Below are 15,261 nucleotides of genomic sequence, written 5' to 3'. Positions count from 1 at the left end.
CGAGCTCGCCTCGCGATCTTTAAAACTCGCGAGACAAGCTCGCTCCTACAGTTTATGTATTCATCAGGACAAACCCATGAGCCATTCCGGTCGCGCCGATGCGTTGTTAGCTGACTTGCCACGCGCCGGCCGTGGCCGGCTCAAAGTGTTTCTGGGCGCGGCCCCCGGCGTTGGCAAGACGTACGCCATGCTGCAGGCCGCGCACACCCAATTGCGCCAAGGGGTCACGCTGTTGGCCGGGGTGGTCGAAACCCATGGTCGCGCTGAAACCGAAGTGTTGCTCAACGGTTTGCCCCAACTGGCCATGCTGCGCTCGGAGTATCGCGGCGTGCAGCTTGAAGAAATGGAACTCGATGGCCTGCTCGCGGCCAAGCCCAAGCTGGTGCTGGTCGATGAACTGGCCCACAGCAATGCCCCCGGCAGCCGCCATGCCAAGCGCTGGCAGGACGTGCAAGAGTTGCTGGCAGCGGGCATTGACGTCTACACCACGGTCAACGTTCAACACCTCGAAAGCCTCAACGACCAGGTGCGCGGTATCACCGGGGTGCAAGTGCGTGAAACCGTGCCCGACTGGATCGTCCAGGAAGCCTATGAGCTGTTGCTGATCGACTTGCCGCCGCGTGAGCTGCTGGAGCGGCTGCGCGAAGGCAAAGTCTATGTGCCTGAGCAGGCTCGTGCGGCCATCGATGCGTTTTTCTCCCAGACCAACCTCAACGCCCTGCGTGAACTGGCGATGCAGACCGCCGCCGTGTACGTCGACGATGAGCTGGACAAAGGCTATCGCCAGCAAGGGCAATCGGCCCCGGCGCTGCGTGGGCGGCTGTTGGTGGGCGTGGACGGTGATGTGCATGCCGAGCGTTTGGTTCGCCATGCCAGCCGGGTCGCAGAGCGGCGGCATTTGCCCTGGAGCCTGGTGCATGTGGATAACGGCACCGTGCGTGACGAGCAATCGCGCTTGCGCTTGCAGAGTGCCCAGCAATTGGCCGAGCGCCTGGGCGGCGAAGTGGTGTTGCTGCGTGCGGGCGAGGTGGCCAAAACCTTGATCCAGCACGCCAGCGAGCGTCGGGCCAGTCTGCTGTTGGTGGGGCAGTCGCGGCTAACCTGGCGCCGTCGGATGTTTGGTGGCGGGCTGGCTGCGCGCTTGCTGCGCGATGCCCATGGCCTGGAAATCAACGTGCTCGACCACGAGCAATCGCCCGCGCCGGTGGTTACCCGTGGCAAGCACACGCTGGTGTGGTTTGACTATGGTCTGGCGCTGGTGGCCACGGTGCTGGCCAGCGCCTTGGCCTGGGGGGTTTCCAGTGTGCTGGCGCTGCCCAACATCTCGCTGGTGTTTCTTGCGGCGGTGTTGCTGGTGGCGGTGCGCAGCAGCCTTGGGCCAGCGCTGGCCTGTGCGGCGATGTCATTTTTGGCTTACGACTTTCTGTTTATCCCGCCCAATTTCTCGTTCAGCATCCAGCGCGAAGAAGACGTACTCACGCTGTTGTTCTTTCTGTTGATGGCGGCTCTTACCGGTAACCTGGCCGCGCGCCAACGCCGACAACTGCAAGCCTTGCGCGACACCCAGGAAGAAACCACGCAGTTGCTCGACTTGTCGCGCAAGCTCACCGCTGCCACGGACCGTCAGGCAGTCATCAATGCCGCCGCCCAGCATTTGAGTGGCTGGAAAGAGCTCAACATGTGCCTGCTCAAGCGCGATGACAACGGCGACTGGACCATCGAAACCGGCGGCCCTTTGCATTTCAACGAAGCCGAGCGCGCCGCTGCGGACTGGGCCTGGTCACACCTTCAACCGGCAGGCAAAGGCACGGGCACGTTGCCCATGGGCAATTGGTGGTGGTGGCCGATCAGCGCTGAAGAAGGGCCACTGGCCTTGCTCGGCGTGAGCCCCAAAGACGGCCAAACCCTCAGTGGCCAACGTCGGCGCCTGTTGATGGCCTTGAGTCAGCCGCTGGCCCAGGCGCTGGCCCGTGCGCGGTTGGCGCAAGACCTCGAAGCTGCGCGCCTGCATGGCGAAACCGAACAACTGCGCAGTGCTTTGCTGGCCTCGGTGTCCCATGACTTGCGCACCCCGCTGACTACCATGCGCGGCAGCATCGATACGCTGCTGGCGCTGGGCGAGGCTATCGCACTGGAAGACCGGCGTGAATTGCTCGAAGGCACCCGCGATGAGGCTGAGCGTCTGGATCGCTACATCCAGAACCTGCTGGACATGACCCGCCTGGGCCACGGCGCCTTAAAACTGGCCCGTGACTGGGTGTCACCCGCCGACATCGTGGGCAGTGCCTTGAACCGGCTGCGCACTGTACTGGCGCCGTTGCAGGTGCAAGTGGATGTGCCGCCGCAACTGCCGCTGTTGCATGTGCATGCGGCGTTGATCGAACAGGCCTTGGTCAATGTGCTGGAGAACGCTGCACGCTTTTCACCGCCCCATGGGCAACTGCGCCTGAGTGCCGGGGCGCATGAAGGGGAGTTGTGGTTTGCGGTGAGTGATCAAGGGCCGGGCATTCCCGAAGAAGACCGCGCCAAGATTTTTGACATGTTTTACACCGCTGCCCGTGGCGACCGAGGCGGGCAGGGCACCGGGCTTGGCCTGGCCATTTGCTTGGGCATGGTCGGCGCCCATGGCGGACGCATCACCGTGGCTGAAGGCATCGACGGGCAAGGCACTTGCATCACCTTGTTTCTGCCCTTGCGCGATCAACCGGCCATGGATCAGGAAGAGGCGGAGCGTGAAGACTGATACTCTTTGGCCCTACTTTTGTTGCGATGAATTGCCATGAGCCAGCCAGCGACGATTTTGGTCATTGATGACGAACCTCAGATCCGCAAGTTTTTGCGCATCAGTTTGGCGTCCCAGGGCTACACCGTGCTTGAGGCGGCGACCGGGGCCGAAGGCTTAAGCCAGGCGGCGTTGAACAAGCCGGACGTCATGGTCCTCGATCTGGGCCTGCCGGACATGGACGGCCAACAGGTGTTATGCGAGTTTCGCGAGTGGTCGACGGCGCCGGTGCTGGTGTTGTCAGTGCGTGCCAGCGAAGCGCAAAAAGTTCAGGCGCTGGACGGTGGCGCCAATGACTACGTGACCAAGCCGTTTGGCATTCAGGAGTTTTTGGCGCGCATCCGCGCCTTGTTGCGTCAGGCCCCTAGCGGAGAAACCCGGCAAGCGGCAGTTGAGCTGGGCCCGCTAATCATTGATCTGGCGTTTCGCCGGGTGCTGCTCGACGGCGTAGAAGTGGGCCTGACCCGCAAGGAATACGCGGTGCTGGCGCAACTGGCGAGCCATCCGGGGCGGGTGATTACCCAGCAGCAATTGCTCAAGGACATCTGGGGTCCGAGCCATGTCGAGAACAGCCACTACCTGCGGATTGTGGTCGGGCATTTGCGGCAAAAACTGGCCGATGATCCGACCTCGCCGCGTTTTATCGCCACCGAGGCCGGTGTGGGCTACCGGCTGTTGAGCTGAGGCCTCGTCAGGGTTGCGAGCGCTGGTCAGCTTCATAGCGGTCCAGTGTGTCTTTGGCAATTTCCCGGCCCAGGGCGATCAGTTCGGCGGCCTTGTAAAACTCAAAGAAGCGGCACACCCGTTTTGGCACGTTGATCAAAATATCTGGCGGGTATCCGGCAATTTTGTACTGCGCCAAAGAGGTCTGCATCACCTCGAAGCTCTGGTTGATCAGATCCAGCAGCGAGGCGGGGCCGACGTTGTCGATGATGACCGAACCGGTGGCGGACTTGGGCGCGCCTTGCGTGTTGGCCGCAAGGCTGGGCGCAGGCTTGGGGGGCGCTGAGTCGATCCAGGGGTTGAAGGGCACTTCAGCTTCTGGCTCGGCGGCAGGCTTGAGCATCTCCTGTTCAAGGTCGAGCAGGTGCTCCGCCTGGCGGGTGCGAAACGGAATGTGAGAGCCCAGCGAATTCATCAGGTTGTTAAACCGGCCTTTAAAGGCCGCCGGGCGCGGGATCACGGGGAGCTGGTAATGGTTTTGCGTGGTGGAGTTGAGGTTGACGGCGACAATCAGGTCGCAGTGGCTGGACACCACCGGGACGATGGGCAACGGGTTCAGCAAACCGCCATCGACCAGCATGCGATTGCCCTGCATCACCGGGGTAAACAGGCTGGGTATGGCCGCCGAAGCGCGCATGGCCTGGTGCAGGCAGCCTTCTTGAAACCAGATTTCCTGCTGGTGGGTCAGGTCGGTGGCGACGGCGGTATAAGGGATGCGCAGGTCTTCAATATTGATCTCGCCGACAATGTTGCGAATTTGCCCGAAGACTCGCTCGCCACGAATGGCCCCGAGGCGAAAACTCACGTCCACCAGGCGCAGTACATCCAGGTAATCCAGGCTTTGAATCCAGTCGCGGTATTGATCAAGCTTGCCGGCGGCATAAATCCCGCCCACCACGGCGCCCATCGAACAGCCGGCAATGCAGGCAATCTCGTAACCCCGGCTTTCGAGCTCTTCAATCACCCCAATGTGGGCATAGCCCCGTGCGCCTCCGGAGCCTAATACCAGTGCAATACGTTTTTTCATGAGCCGGTCCTTTGCAAGACAAGTGCTTACAATGCCTTTTTGTGTGAGTCAGTGACAGCTCAAAGCGGTTTGGCGAGCTAGTCTTGCTCCACGACGTTTTGCGTTACGGCACTTTTAGGCCGGTTGCCCGTCTTAGCACTGAACAATTATTTGAGGATTTGCCCCATGAAAGCTTGGATCTGTGTGCCATTAATGGCGATTGCTTTGGTCGGTTGCGCGGGCAAGAAGGTTTATCGTGACAGTTGCGGCACGCAGTTGGACGCGGCCTGGCACGAACTGGACCTGGCCAAGGCTGAAGGGTTTGCCGGTACGGTCAGCTATTCCAAAGCCCTGTCTTTGCTGACGGCGGCGAAAACTCAGCAACAATTCGAGGCCTTTGAAGGCTGCACGGCCAAGGCCGAGAAGGCGCGCTTTTATATCCAGGAGTCCCGCGCCGGGCGTTGAGGCGCCAACCTGACGAGGGAGAGTAAGGATGTCTGATTTGGTTAATCGGATCGTGGCTAACTGCTTACGTCTGGAGGTCAAGTTGTTGGCCTGCCAGGCGCGTTTAGCGGCCCAAACCGATCCTGAAGCACTGCATGACCTGCGCACGACGGTCCGTCGTTTACGCAGCCTGTTACGCCCGTTGCGGGGGTTGCCGGGCGTGGTCCAGCTTGAAATGTCGGCCTCGCAGGTCGGTGTTTTGACAACCCCGCTGCGAGACCTTGAAGTGTTGGCGGCGCACCTGGAACAACAGGGCCACCCGACCCTGGCCAAGCGCCGGCTAACACAATTGGCCGGCAGCTACCCGCGGGTGGCGGCCAGTACCGAGCTGTCGCAATTGCTGATGATCCTTGAGGCGTTCCCGCGCTTTTTGCGCGCCAGCCAGCGTGAGGGCTTATTGCGCGGGTTACGCCAGCGCATTGAGGCGATATTGGCCAAGCAATGGCAGGCGCTGCACAAAGCCTTGAAAGATCCTGCTCACGACCGGCATAAGGTCCGGTTGTTGATCAAGCGCGTGCGTTATGGCGCTGAAGCCTACCCCGAGCTGGACCGCGTGCCCAAAGCCGTAATGAAACACCTCAAAGAGGCGCAAAAGGCCTTGGGTGAATGGCATGACGCCTGGCAGTGGCTCGCTCAGGCTGAGCAACAGCCCGATCTGCAACCGTGCGTTGAGCAATGGCGCGCCACCTTGGCCCGAGGCGAGAAACGCGCGGACCGGGTGTTGGCCAAATTGCGCTAAGGCGTTCACATACCTCTGTAGGAGCGAGCTTGCCTCGCGATCTTTTAAAGATCAAAAGATCGCGAGGCAAGCTCGCTCCTACAGGGGGAAAGTGCTCTTTCAGCAGATGATTTGGCGCATATAGGCGCTGTGCCGAGGCGGGCGGGTCAGTAGTATCACGGCCTGATCTTTTAAAGATCAAAAGATCGCGAGGCAAGCTCGCTCCTACAGGGGGAAAGTGCTCTTTCAGCAGATGATTTGGCGCATATAGGCGCTGTGCCGAGGCGGGCGGGTCAGTAGTATCACGGCCTATTGTTCAGCGTTGAGGTGTGTATGCAGTTTTCTGAATTGGTCGACGCTGTACGTAAAAACCCCCTGGATGTGACCATCACTGAAGATTGGGGGCAGGGGCGGGCCAGTTTTGGTGGGCTGATGGTGGCGTTGCAGTACGAAGCCATGCGCGCTCAAGTGTCCAGCGAGCGGGCGTTGCGCTCATTGGCGGTGACGTTTGTCGGGCCCGCCGAACCGGGTGTGCCGGTGAGTTTCGAAGTCGAGGTGCTGCGCGAAGGCAAGGCAGTGAGCCAGGTGCTGGGCCGGGCCGTGCAAAACGGCCAGGTGGTGACACTGGTGCAAGGCAGTTTTGGTGGTGCCCGCGAGTCTGCGGTGAAGGTAGACAGCTTGCCTGCCCCTGACATGAAATCCCCCGAGCAATGCCCGTTATTGCCCTATATCAAAGGGGTGACCCCGGAGTTCATGCGGCACTTGTCGATGGCGTTTGCCGTGGGCGCCATTCCGTTCACAGGGCGTGGCACACGTGAAATGGGCGGTTGGGTGCGTTTTGCCGGTGAGGTGGCAGAGCAGCCGCTCACAGAAACCCACCTGCTGGCGTTGATCGACACCTGGCCTCCGGCGTTGTTGCCGTTGCTCAACAAACCCACGGCGGGCAGCACGCTGACCTGGACGGTGGAGTTTGTGCAGCCGCTGCCCGACGCCAACACCCTGGACTGGTGCAAATACCTGGCAGTGATCGAACACGCCCGTGACGGCTACGGCCATGTGGCAGCCAATCTGTGGGCGCCCAATGGCGAGCTGATTGCAATCAGTCGCCAGACCGTCGCCATCTTCGGTTAAAACGTTTTGCTGCGCTGTGCTTGCTGAGCCTTGGCATCCAGCTGGCGGCTCTGGCGCTGAATGGCCATGCCGGCAAACAGCGCCACCAGGCCAATCACCGCGCTTGAGGCGTTGTTGCTGAACACGCCGGTAGCCAACAGCAGGAACGCCAACACCATCATCGCCACAGCCAGCAGGCTCAGCGCCTGATGGCTGGCACTGTGGGTGCTTTGTGGGTTAGAGCGCCATTGCCAGGCGGGTAGATCAGGATGACGTTTGCCCATGATTTCTCTCCTTGGTTCAAGGGTTCAGTCTTGTCTGAACCGGATGAGCCAAGAATAGGGGCGAGCCGGGCGAACGGCGAATCAACTCTGGCTATAGGCCTTATAGCTTTAACTGACCAATGGCCCGGTTCAGCTCACCGGCCAGGGTCGCCAACTGATTGCTGGTGGTGGCCGAATCGACGGTTTGTTGCACGGTGTCTTCAGTGACATCGCGGATGCTGACCACGGCGCGGTTCATCTCTTCGGCCACTTGGCTTTGCTGCTCGGCCGCGACCGCGATTTGCGTATTGCTTTCGCGCATTTGCGCCACCGCGTGGGTGATCTCGGCCAAGGCTGCGCCTGCCTCCTGAGCCTGCTGTACGCAATCGTCGGCCTTGAACGAGCTCTCTTGCATAAAGTCCACGGCATCCCGGGTGCCGGCCTGCAAGGCTGAAACCATCGTGGTGATTTCGTCAGTGGAGGTTTGCACGCGCTTGGCCAAGTGCCGCACTTCGTCGGCCACCACGGCAAAGCCACGGCCCATGTCGCCCGCACGGGCGGCTTCGATGGCGGCGTTGAGCGCCAGTAGGTTGGTTTGTTCAGCGATGCTGTGGATCACGCTGACCACGCTATTGATCTGCTGGCTGTCCTGGGCCAGTTGCTGAATCATCTCGGCGGTTTTTTGCACGCCATCGGAGAGGTTGGCAATGGAGGTTTGCACGCGGCTGACCACTTGTTGCCCGCTGCCGGCCAGGTCGTCGGCGGTTTGCGACAAATCACGGGTGGCGCCCGCGTGCTGGGCGATGTGATGGACCGTGGCAGTCATTTCATTGATGGCTGTGGCGGCCTGGTCCGTCTCGCTTTGCTGGCCGAGCATGCCGTGTTGCACTTCGTTCATGCTGCTGGCCAGGCGCGCGGCCCCGGCATCCAGTTGCGCGGCGGTGTCTGCCACGGTGTTGACCACCCGCTGATAACCGGCCTGCATGGCATTGAAGGCGCTGGCCATCTGGCCGACCTCATCGTTGCAGGCCAACGGCACACGGGCAGACAAATCGCCGGTTTTTTCGACATGCAGCATCACATCTTTGAGGGTGTTGAGCTGGCTGAGCAGAAAACGAATCAACAATTGAGAAGCGCAGAGCATGGCCAGCATCAGCACCAGAACGGCCGCCGCATAATTGGGCAAACGCTCGACGAACACTTGGGCCAGGCTGGGCGCGTAGGCCAGCACGGCGACCTTCTGACCATTCTCGCGGCTGACCACCTCGGCCCCGGACAGCGGGTTTTGCCCGAACAAAGGCATGTGATTGAGCGATACCCAGCCGTTGGCGTCGCTCAATTGCGGCAACGGCAGACCGTTGACGGTCGGCACGGCGTTGGGCGCCAGTGGCAGCAGGGCTTGGGCTTCGGGGAGTGGCTGATTGGCCGGCCACACGCTGAGCAGGTGCGCCTGAGCCTTGGCATTGGCGTGGGCGGCGTTGCTGCGTGATTGCTGTTCGAGTTGCACGGCGTACAGCACCAGCAGCAACGTGGTGACAAAAGCCACCGCATTCACAGCCCAGAATTTGTATTTAAGCGAGATGTTGCTAAGCCAAGCACCCATGGAAGGTCTTCTCTGATGTGGCGAACACAGTATTGGCAAGGTGCCATCATTGTGCCGCTACTTTATGAAGACAATGTTGATGTGGGTCAAGCCGTCTGGCATAAGGCGGACCCGGATTAGCAAGATCAAAAGATCGCGAGGCAAGCTCGCTCCTACAGATTGCGGTTATGCGTCCAGCACCGGCAACCCGAAGAACGCCCGGGCGCAGGCGGTGGTGTGGGCGGCGAGGTCGTGTTCGGACTCGGCGCGGTGCACGGCCACTTCGCGCAGCACTTCAGGCAGGTAGGCCGGTTCGTTGCGGCCACTTTTGGGCTTGGGGCGCAAGGTGCGCGGCAGCAGGTACGGCGCATCGCTCTCAAGCATCAAGCGGCCACGCGGGATGTCGCGGACCAGCGGATGCAGGTGAGTACCGCGGCGCTCGTCACAAATCCAGCCGGTAATGCCGATATGCAGGTCCAGGTCGAGATAGCTGAACAATGCCCGCTGCTCGCCGGTAAAACAGTGCACAACCGCTGCCGGCAGGTGGTCGCGGTAGTTGCGCAGGATTTCCAGCAGACGCTGGTTGGCGTCGCGCTCGTGCAGGAAGACCGGCAGTTGCAGCTCCACGGCCAGCGCCAAGTGCTCTTCCAGCACTTTCTCTTGTTGTGCACGCGGCGAGAAGTCGCGGTTGAAGTCCAGCCCGCATTCGCCCACAGCCCGCACGTTGACCTCCTTGAGCAAGGCCCGCAGACGCTGGGCGCTGTCGCCGTTCCAGTCGCTGGCCGAATGCGGGTGAATACCCGCGGTGGCGAACAGCCGTTGGCCGTTTTCGTCCAGCTCGCGGCACAGTTGCAAGGCCTGTTCGCTGCCTTCAACGCTGGTGCCGGTGAGGACCAGTTGGGCGACGCCAGCAGCGTACGCACGGTCCAGCACGGCTTGGTGCTTACCGTCGAAACTGGAGTTGGTCAGGTTGACGCCGATATCGATGAGTTGCATGGTTCTACCTCAGGCCACAGGCCGTGAAGCATATCAGAGCTGTAGTTTTATAAGAAAAACCAAGAACTACAGACGGTTATGGTTGTCTTTGAATGCCGCAACAACGCAATGCCTTTTTCATTTCAGGGTGCATTGGCTGTATTGCGCTCTGTTTCCAGCGCTGAAATTCCCCCAATGGGGTGACCGATTGTCGGGTAATCCGATGCGGCGCGGGACTGTATTCTTTCCGGAGAACGGATGACGAGACCTACGTTATTGATTGCGCTGTGCCTGTTGCTGTTGCCGCTCCCGGCAGTGGCGCGATTGGCTGGGCCACTGCAAGTCGGGCAGTCAAGCCAGGTCCGCGATCTGGCGCAGATTCGCAGCAGTCAGGTGTTGCGCGTGTTGGTGAATCAAAGCCGCAACAGCTCCGGCGAAGTGCAGGGCCAGGATATCGGTGTTGAATACCATCGCCTGCGCGCTTTCGAGCAATACCTGAATGCCAGCGCCCGCGACGGGCACGAAATTACCCTCAAGATCATTCCCAAGGCCAAAGATCAGTTACTCGGTGCGCTCATGCGTGGCGAAGGCGACTTGATGGCGCCGGGGGAGTTGCTGGACGTCAAGCCCAGCCATGCGGTGAGCCCGAGTGATCCTGTGGTCGATCGGGTGCCGTTGTTGCTGGTGGGGAAGAAGGGCGAGCGGCGTTTTACCCGGTTTGAGCAACTGTCCGGGCGCACAGTGGCATTGACCACAGGCAGCGCGGCCGGTGAGTCCATCAGCCTGATCAATCAAAAGCTCGCGCTGCGCAAATTGCCCCCGGTGAAGGTGGAGTGGGTCGACCCGAGCCTGGCGGTGGAGGATGTGCTGGAGATGGTGCAGGCCGGGATCTTTCATCTGACCATTGTCGAAAAGCCGATTGCCGAGCGTTGGGCCACGCTGATGCCCAAGCTGCGCTTTGACCGCCAGGTGCTGATCAGCGAGCCGGCTGCGATGCGCTGGTTTGTACGCCGCGATGCCGCCATGTTGCACGCCAGTGTCGATAAATTCCTGGCCAGTTATAAAGCCCCGTCCAATCAGGATCTGGCGTTTGAGAAGGTTTACCGTGGTTTGTACCGGGTGCATTACCCGTTGGCCAAAACGGACCGGCAAAAACTCGAAAAACTGCGACCGGTGCTGCAAAAACATGCACGGCAACAGGGCATGGACTGGCTGAACCTGGCCGCGCTGGCTTTTAAAGAGTCGGCCCTGGACCCCGGTGCACGCGGTTCGGGTGGCGCGACGGGGCTGCTGCAAATTACCCCTTCGGCGGCACAGCGGGTTGGGGTCAATGACATCAAAAATGTCGATAACAATGTGCAGGCCGGTGCCAAGTACTTATCGATGATCCGCCGTAAATTTTTTTCTAGCCCCAAACTCAATGAACGTGAGCGCATGGCCTTTGTGCTGGCGGCTTACAACATGGGCCCTGAGCGGGTGCAGGCCATGCGGGCGGAGGCCAAGCGACGGGGCTTGAACCCAAATCAATGGTTTTTTCAGGTAGAACGTATTGCCATGGAACAGATGGGCATGAGCGCCGTCAGCTATGTTAATAGCGTGAATAAATACTATTTGGCATTCGACCGCGAGCGCGACTCTTTGGAGCCGGCAGCAGGGCGGGTAGCCTCTCGCAAGTAATCGAATAATTCGATTGTAATGCGGGGTTTATTCGACTTTTAACATGATAAAAACTGATTAATATGGCGTCCATTCCCCACCTGATTTGAAGGAACGCACCATGAGCAAATTGATCCAGACTGTTCTCGCTACCCGTGCCGGCTACGGTTTGACCGTCTTGAGGGTGTTTGTCGGCATCATCTTTGCGGCCCACGGCTCGCAAAAACTCTTTGGCTGGTTTGGTGGGGGCGGCCTGGCGGGCACCGCACAATGGATGGAAAGCATCGGTCTGGCACCGGGCATCTTGATGGCACTGTTGTCGGGCGGGACTGAGTTCTTTGGCGGGCTGGCCTTGATTATCGGTTTGCTGGCACGCCCGGCGGCCTTGGGCTTGTCGTTCACTTTGCTGGTGGCCATTTTCTCGGTGCATATTCACAACGGGCTGTTTATGGCCAACAACGGCTATGAGTTTGCCCTGGCCTTGCTCGGCGGCACGCTGGCAGTGTTGATTGAAGGTGCTGGCAAACTCTCGGCTGATCGGGCCATCGCGGGCTAATCGCGAGCTTCTCGCAGGCCATAAAAAATCCGCAGCCCGGTGCAAGGGCTGCGGATTTTTTGTTTCTGGCGGGTCAGTTTCAGAACATTAGCGCGTTGGTCATATCGCCCATGGGCGTTTGACCGCGGACTTTCATGGCATCGTCACGGTGTTTAAGGCCGTCGAGGGTTTCCAGTTTGTGCACGCGGGTGATCAAGCGCAGGACCGACGCCGTGTCATATACCGTGTGGTCGACCGTGCCTTTGCGCGCGAACGGTGACACCACCAACGCCGGGATGCGTGTACCCGGGCCCCAGCGATCGCCCTTGGGCGGCGCAACGTGGTCCCACCAGCCGCCGTTCTCGTCCACAGTCAGCACGATAACCATGTTTTCCCATTGCGGGCTGTTGCGCAGCACTTTGAGCACGCGGTCCAGGTGCCGGTCGCCCGCCGCCACGTCGGCATAACCGGCGTGCAGGTTTAGGTTGCCCTGAGGTTTGTAGAACGTAACGGCTGGCAGCTTGCCGGCTTCGGCATCGGCGAGGAAGCGGTTGCTGCTGCTTTCGTCGCCCAGGCCGCCATCACGCAGGCGCTTGCTGCGTTCAGCCGGGTGTTCCGGGCCTTGGCGGGTGAAGTAGTTGAATGGCTGGTGATGGTACTGGAAGTTCGGGATCTTGGGGATACCGCCGGAGTCTTTGTACTCGTCGAGCGTGGCTTGCCAGGCACCGGCGTACCAGGCCCAGTCGATGTTCTTTTTACTCAGTTTGTCGCCAATGTGTTCATGGTTTTGCGGCACCAGCACGCTGGGCAGGTCGGGCTTGGAGTAGTCCGGGCGCTCGGGGTCACGAATCCAGGTCGGCCAGTAGGGCGGGGCCATGGTGTTGACCGCGTAGCCGTCAGGTGTGATCGCGCTGGGGCCAAATTGCGGGGCGCCGGTCATGGCGCTTTGGGGCGATTTTTCCAGCGGCTTGAGGCGCGTGCCTTTAGGGTCGTCACCTTCCAGCGTGGCGATCTGACTTTTGGCTACAGAGTTGGCGGCGTCCGGGTAAACCGGCACGGCGGCGCTGATCAAGTACTGGTGGTTGAGGAACGAGCCGCCAAAAGCGCCCTGGAAGAAGTTGTCACACAGCACAAACTCACGGGCGACATCCCACAAACGCAGGGAGTATTGCGACTGCGCGTAGTGGCCCATGGGCAAACCACCGGAGTCGCCCCAGGCCACAAACTGGTCATTTTTGCCGTCGTTGATTTGCATCTGGTTTTGATAAAACACGTGCCACAGGTCACGGGTCACCAAGCTCAACGGCAGGTCTTCCTGGTTCGGGCCTTTGAGGGCGAATGGTGCGTTGGGCAGGTTTTCCTGGAACTGCACCCCTTGCGGATACGTGACACCGTCAACCGTTTGCGGGCCTACCTGCAAGACGCCGCCCCAGGCCGGTGGCAGGGTGTTGAGCAGGCTGCCATCGCGGTCGCGCTGCTGATAGTCAGCTGGTTTGAGCGCCGACAAGGGCTTTTCGACACCGGGGAAGTTGGCGAACAAGTTATTGAAACTGCGGTTCTCGGCGTAAATCACCACGATGGTTTTCACCTGCTCGTGGAGCTTTTTGTCCAGTTCGGTCGGGGTTAGCGGTTCAGCCGCGACGGGGGTGTCGTGCGGGGTGTTTGCATACACGTTCAAGGTCGCCGCACCTACGCCCAGCGCGGCTGCACCGGCGAGGAAGCGACGGCGGCTGGCATCGGCAGGGAGTTGAGTGTCCTTGTCTTTTTCGTCGCTCATTACGGGGTCCTGTTAACTGTTACAAAACATTTTCGGCGGCAGCGTAACAAGGGATTATGACGGCGGGGTTTCAATTAATCGAATTCAACCAGGTGCAGGCGCATTCTTCATCTAAGCGTGCATGAATTCATGGGGGCGTCTGGGGCAGGGTTTTCGTGGCATATGATTCTTGACAGTTGTAAGCGGCTTTATCTAGGATGTTTCTTGCGCCGATTTAAACAGCTACTTGCGGGGCGCCAGGGTGTCAAAAGACGCTCGAAATACCGCTAAAGCGCTGGTTCGGTGTTGCCTCTCACCTGCCACGCAGAACCTTGAGGCGGAGAACCGATACATGATTCAACCACGTCCTTTCGTTCGTCTGGCGCCGATCACGGCCAATCAGACTTCGCGCAACCCAAAAATCCTCCTGGGCGGTAAACATCAGCCAACGCTGCTGCGTTATCTGGACGGCTGGCCGCGTCGCAAAGGGCAAACTTCAGCGTTTTTGATTCAGTTTGTTGAGGTCGACGACGAGCTGACGCGTTTTGCCGCCGACAGTTTTGACCTGGCAGTGATTCAGTCGCCTTCAGCCGAAAATGCCGAGCTGGTCATTCGCAACCTTATCCGCGTGTCCCGCCAGGGTTTGATTACTTTGCGTTAATGAACAGGGTCGCCCATCAGCTTTGTTTAACAGGCAAAGCTGAAACGGATCATGTTTCAAACTGGTGATAAGACGACCATCCAAACTTAACGCATTGTTTAAAAGTTGTGTTGGCCATTAGCTCTTCTGCCGTCGAGTAAGTCGAACGAAACGGTAGTACTGGAATCGGGTAACCACTGAACTTGGTAATACAGCCCCTGTAGAGATGTGGCCCCTTGCCAGGTAGCCGTTTTACGTCAGCCTCAGTCCAGTCGGAGCTGTTTGCACTTGCGGACGCTGGCGTTTGGGCTATTGCTGCGGTAGTGGCGAGCACACTCAATGAGAGTGCTGCAAAAATGCGGGTTAAAAGTGTCATTAATTTATTCCATTAAAATAATGTAAGTGGTTTGTAGTCCTCAGTTTAGTGGTGGGGGCTTAACGCTCAATGAGACAACAGCCACGCTGTTTGTAAGAAACGCCCCGGATAAACAGTGGCGTTGTTAGTCAGGGGTACTCAATAGCCACGATATACACGTACTGTTCGCCGGTGGGGGTTTGTACCCGAACTTCGGCACCCAGCGCTTTGCCTATCAAGGCGCGGGCCAGGGGTGAGTCGATGCTGATCAGGCCTTGTTTAAGGTCCAGCTCATCGGGGCCGACGATGCGGTAGCGCGACTGTTTGCCGTCTTCATCTTCAATCGTGACCCAGGCGCCGAAATACACTTTGTTCGGGTCGCCAGGTTTTTCGCTGACCACTTTCAGGCTTTCAAGGCGTTTGGTAAGAAAACGCACGCGGCTGTCGATCTCGCGCAGCATCTTTTTGCCATAAGTGTATTCAGCGTTTTCCGAGCGATCGCCTTGTGCTGCTGCTTCACTGACCGATTGCGTGACCTGTGGCCTGCGCACATGCCACAGCTCATGCAGTTCGGCGCGCATCCGCGCTTCACCTTCCGGGGTGATCAGCGCGGTGCCAGCAGGGCGGGGAGGACGGTAGCGGCTCATGGTCAATCC

General features: G+C 59.6%; 14 protein-coding genes. 8 read left to right on the top strand and 6 right to left on the bottom strand.

The features are described from left to right. Positions 1–76: 76 nt before the first annotated feature. Together TU84_RS08685 and TU84_RS08680 are read left to right on the top strand one after the other, a co-directional pair. Entirely contained in the window at positions 77–2,743 is a 2,667-nt protein-coding gene (locus tag TU84_RS08685) for a sensor histidine kinase (RefSeq protein WP_048368642.1), read from the top strand. A gap of 36 nt (positions 2,744–2,779) precedes the next feature. Then, a complete protein-coding gene (locus TU84_RS08680) occupies positions 2,780–3,466 on the top strand; it encodes a response regulator (RefSeq protein WP_048368641.1) in 687 nt (228 codons plus the stop codon). Between the two features lie 7 nt (positions 3,467–3,473). Here TU84_RS08680 and TU84_RS08675 read toward each other — a convergent pair whose 3' ends face one another. Beyond that, positions 3,474–4,532 carry a patatin-like phospholipase family protein gene (locus TU84_RS08675; protein WP_048368640.1) on the bottom strand — a complete coding sequence of 353 codons (1,059 nt, stop codon included), beginning with the start codon at positions 4,530–4,532 and terminating at the stop codon, positions 3,474–3,476. A 165-nt stretch (positions 4,533–4,697) separates the two neighbouring features. Here TU84_RS08675 and TU84_RS08670 point away from each other — a divergent pair, with 165 nt between their 5' ends. The 3 genes from TU84_RS08670 to TU84_RS08660 all read left to right on the top strand — a co-directional run bounded on the left by TU84_RS08670 (position 4,698) and on the right by TU84_RS08660 (position 6,864). After that, a complete protein-coding gene (locus tag TU84_RS08670) occupies positions 4,698–4,976 on the top strand; it encodes a hypothetical protein (RefSeq protein ID WP_048368639.1) in 279 nt (92 codons plus the stop codon). Between the two features lie 28 nt (positions 4,977–5,004). Next, positions 5,005–5,754: a CHAD domain-containing protein gene (locus TU84_RS08665; protein ID WP_048368638.1), complete on the top strand. Its 750-nt coding sequence runs from the start codon at positions 5,005–5,007 to the stop codon at positions 5,752–5,754. A 312-nt stretch (positions 5,755–6,066) separates the two neighbouring features. Beyond that, positions 6,067–6,864 carry an acyl-CoA thioesterase gene (locus TU84_RS08660; RefSeq protein ID WP_048368637.1) on the top strand — a complete coding sequence of 266 codons (798 nt, stop codon included), beginning with the start codon at positions 6,067–6,069 and terminating at the stop codon, positions 6,862–6,864. Here the strand turns inward: TU84_RS08660 and TU84_RS08655 are convergent. From TU84_RS08655 to TU84_RS08645, 3 genes are all read right to left on the bottom strand, one after another. Beyond that, positions 6,861–7,127 carry a DUF3040 domain-containing protein gene (locus TU84_RS08655; RefSeq protein ID WP_048368801.1) on the bottom strand — a complete coding sequence of 89 codons (267 nt, stop codon included), beginning with the start codon at positions 7,125–7,127 and terminating at the stop codon, positions 6,861–6,863. The genes TU84_RS08660 and TU84_RS08655 overlap by 4 nt on opposite strands. A gap of 100 nt (positions 7,128–7,227) precedes the next feature. Continuing rightward, complete coding sequence (locus tag TU84_RS08650) at positions 7,228–8,709, bottom strand: methyl-accepting chemotaxis protein (RefSeq protein WP_048368636.1); 1,482 nt, start codon at positions 8,707–8,709, stop codon at positions 7,228–7,230. Between the two features lie 165 nt (positions 8,710–8,874). After that, positions 8,875–9,684 carry a TatD family hydrolase gene (locus TU84_RS08645; protein WP_048368635.1) on the bottom strand — a complete coding sequence of 270 codons (810 nt, stop codon included), beginning with the start codon at positions 9,682–9,684 and terminating at the stop codon, positions 8,875–8,877. Positions 9,685–9,921: 237 nt separating this feature from the next. Here TU84_RS08645 and TU84_RS08640 point away from each other — a divergent pair, with 237 nt between their 5' ends. Both TU84_RS08640 and TU84_RS08635 read left to right on the top strand, forming a co-directional pair. Then, the gene (locus TU84_RS08640) at positions 9,922–11,340 is read left to right on the top strand and encodes an MltF family protein (protein WP_048368634.1); all 1,419 of its coding nucleotides are present in this window, start codon (positions 9,922–9,924) and stop codon (positions 11,338–11,340) included. A gap of 100 nt (positions 11,341–11,440) precedes the next feature. Then, positions 11,441–11,875: a DoxX family protein gene (locus TU84_RS08635; RefSeq protein ID WP_048368633.1), complete on the top strand. Its 435-nt coding sequence runs from the start codon at positions 11,441–11,443 to the stop codon at positions 11,873–11,875. 79 nt (positions 11,876–11,954) lie between these two features. Here the strand turns inward: TU84_RS08635 and TU84_RS08630 are convergent, their stop codons facing one another. Next, on the bottom strand, positions 11,955–13,631 hold the full coding sequence (locus TU84_RS08630; RefSeq protein ID WP_048368632.1) for an acid phosphatase: 1,677 nt from the start codon (positions 13,629–13,631) through the stop codon (positions 11,955–11,957). A gap of 331 nt (positions 13,632–13,962) precedes the next feature. Between TU84_RS08630 and TU84_RS08625 the strand changes: the two genes are divergently transcribed. Then, positions 13,963–14,271 (top strand): hypothetical protein, encoded by a 309-nt coding sequence (locus tag TU84_RS08625; protein WP_048368631.1) that lies wholly within the window; start codon positions 13,963–13,965, stop codon positions 14,269–14,271. Positions 14,272–14,754: 483 nt separating this feature from the next. On the opposite strand, the gene greB is transcribed toward TU84_RS08625, so the two are convergent. After that, positions 14,755–15,252 carry a transcription elongation factor GreB gene (gene greB / locus TU84_RS08620; protein ID WP_048368630.1) on the bottom strand — a complete coding sequence of 166 codons (498 nt, stop codon included), beginning with the start codon at positions 15,250–15,252 and terminating at the stop codon, positions 14,755–14,757. Between the last annotated feature and the right edge of the window lie 9 nt (positions 15,253–15,261).

It is taken from the genome of Pseudomonas helleri, from assembly GCF_001043025.1.
Taxonomy (GTDB): domain Bacteria; phylum Pseudomonadota; class Gammaproteobacteria; order Pseudomonadales; family Pseudomonadaceae; genus Aquipseudomonas; species Aquipseudomonas helleri.
This window is presented reverse-complemented; position numbering and strand designations above follow the sequence as displayed.

Coding starts and splice junctions, on each gene's coding strand:
- TU84_RS08685 (WP_048368642.1), top strand. CDS start 77: ATGAGCCATTCCGGTCGCGCCGATGCGTTGTTAGCTGACTTGCCACGC.
- TU84_RS08680 (WP_048368641.1), top strand. CDS start 2,780: ATGAGCCAGCCAGCGACGATTTTGGTCATTGATGACGAACCTCAGATC.
- TU84_RS08675 (WP_048368640.1), bottom strand. CDS start 4,532: ATGAAAAAACGTATTGCACTGGTATTAGGCTCCGGAGGCGCACGGGGC.
- TU84_RS08670 (WP_048368639.1), top strand. CDS start 4,698: ATGAAAGCTTGGATCTGTGTGCCATTAATGGCGATTGCTTTGGTCGGT.
- TU84_RS08665 (WP_048368638.1), top strand. CDS start 5,005: ATGTCTGATTTGGTTAATCGGATCGTGGCTAACTGCTTACGTCTGGAG.
- TU84_RS08660 (WP_048368637.1), top strand. CDS start 6,067: ATGCAGTTTTCTGAATTGGTCGACGCTGTACGTAAAAACCCCCTGGAT.
- TU84_RS08655 (WP_048368801.1), bottom strand. CDS start 7,127: ATGGGCAAACGTCATCCTGATCTACCCGCCTGGCAATGGCGCTCTAAC.
- TU84_RS08650 (WP_048368636.1), bottom strand. CDS start 8,709: ATGGGTGCTTGGCTTAGCAACATCTCGCTTAAATACAAATTCTGGGCT.
- TU84_RS08645 (WP_048368635.1), bottom strand. CDS start 9,684: ATGCAACTCATCGATATCGGCGTCAACCTGACCAACTCCAGTTTCGAC.
- TU84_RS08640 (WP_048368634.1), top strand. CDS start 9,922: ATGACGAGACCTACGTTATTGATTGCGCTGTGCCTGTTGCTGTTGCCG.
- TU84_RS08635 (WP_048368633.1), top strand. CDS start 11,441: ATGAGCAAATTGATCCAGACTGTTCTCGCTACCCGTGCCGGCTACGGT.
- TU84_RS08630 (WP_048368632.1), bottom strand. CDS start 13,631: ATGAGCGACGAAAAAGACAAGGACACTCAACTCCCTGCCGATGCCAGC.
- TU84_RS08625 (WP_048368631.1), top strand. CDS start 13,963: ATGATTCAACCACGTCCTTTCGTTCGTCTGGCGCCGATCACGGCCAAT.
- greB (WP_048368630.1), bottom strand. CDS start 15,252: ATGAGCCGCTACCGTCCTCCCCGCCCTGCTGGCACCGCGCTGATCACC.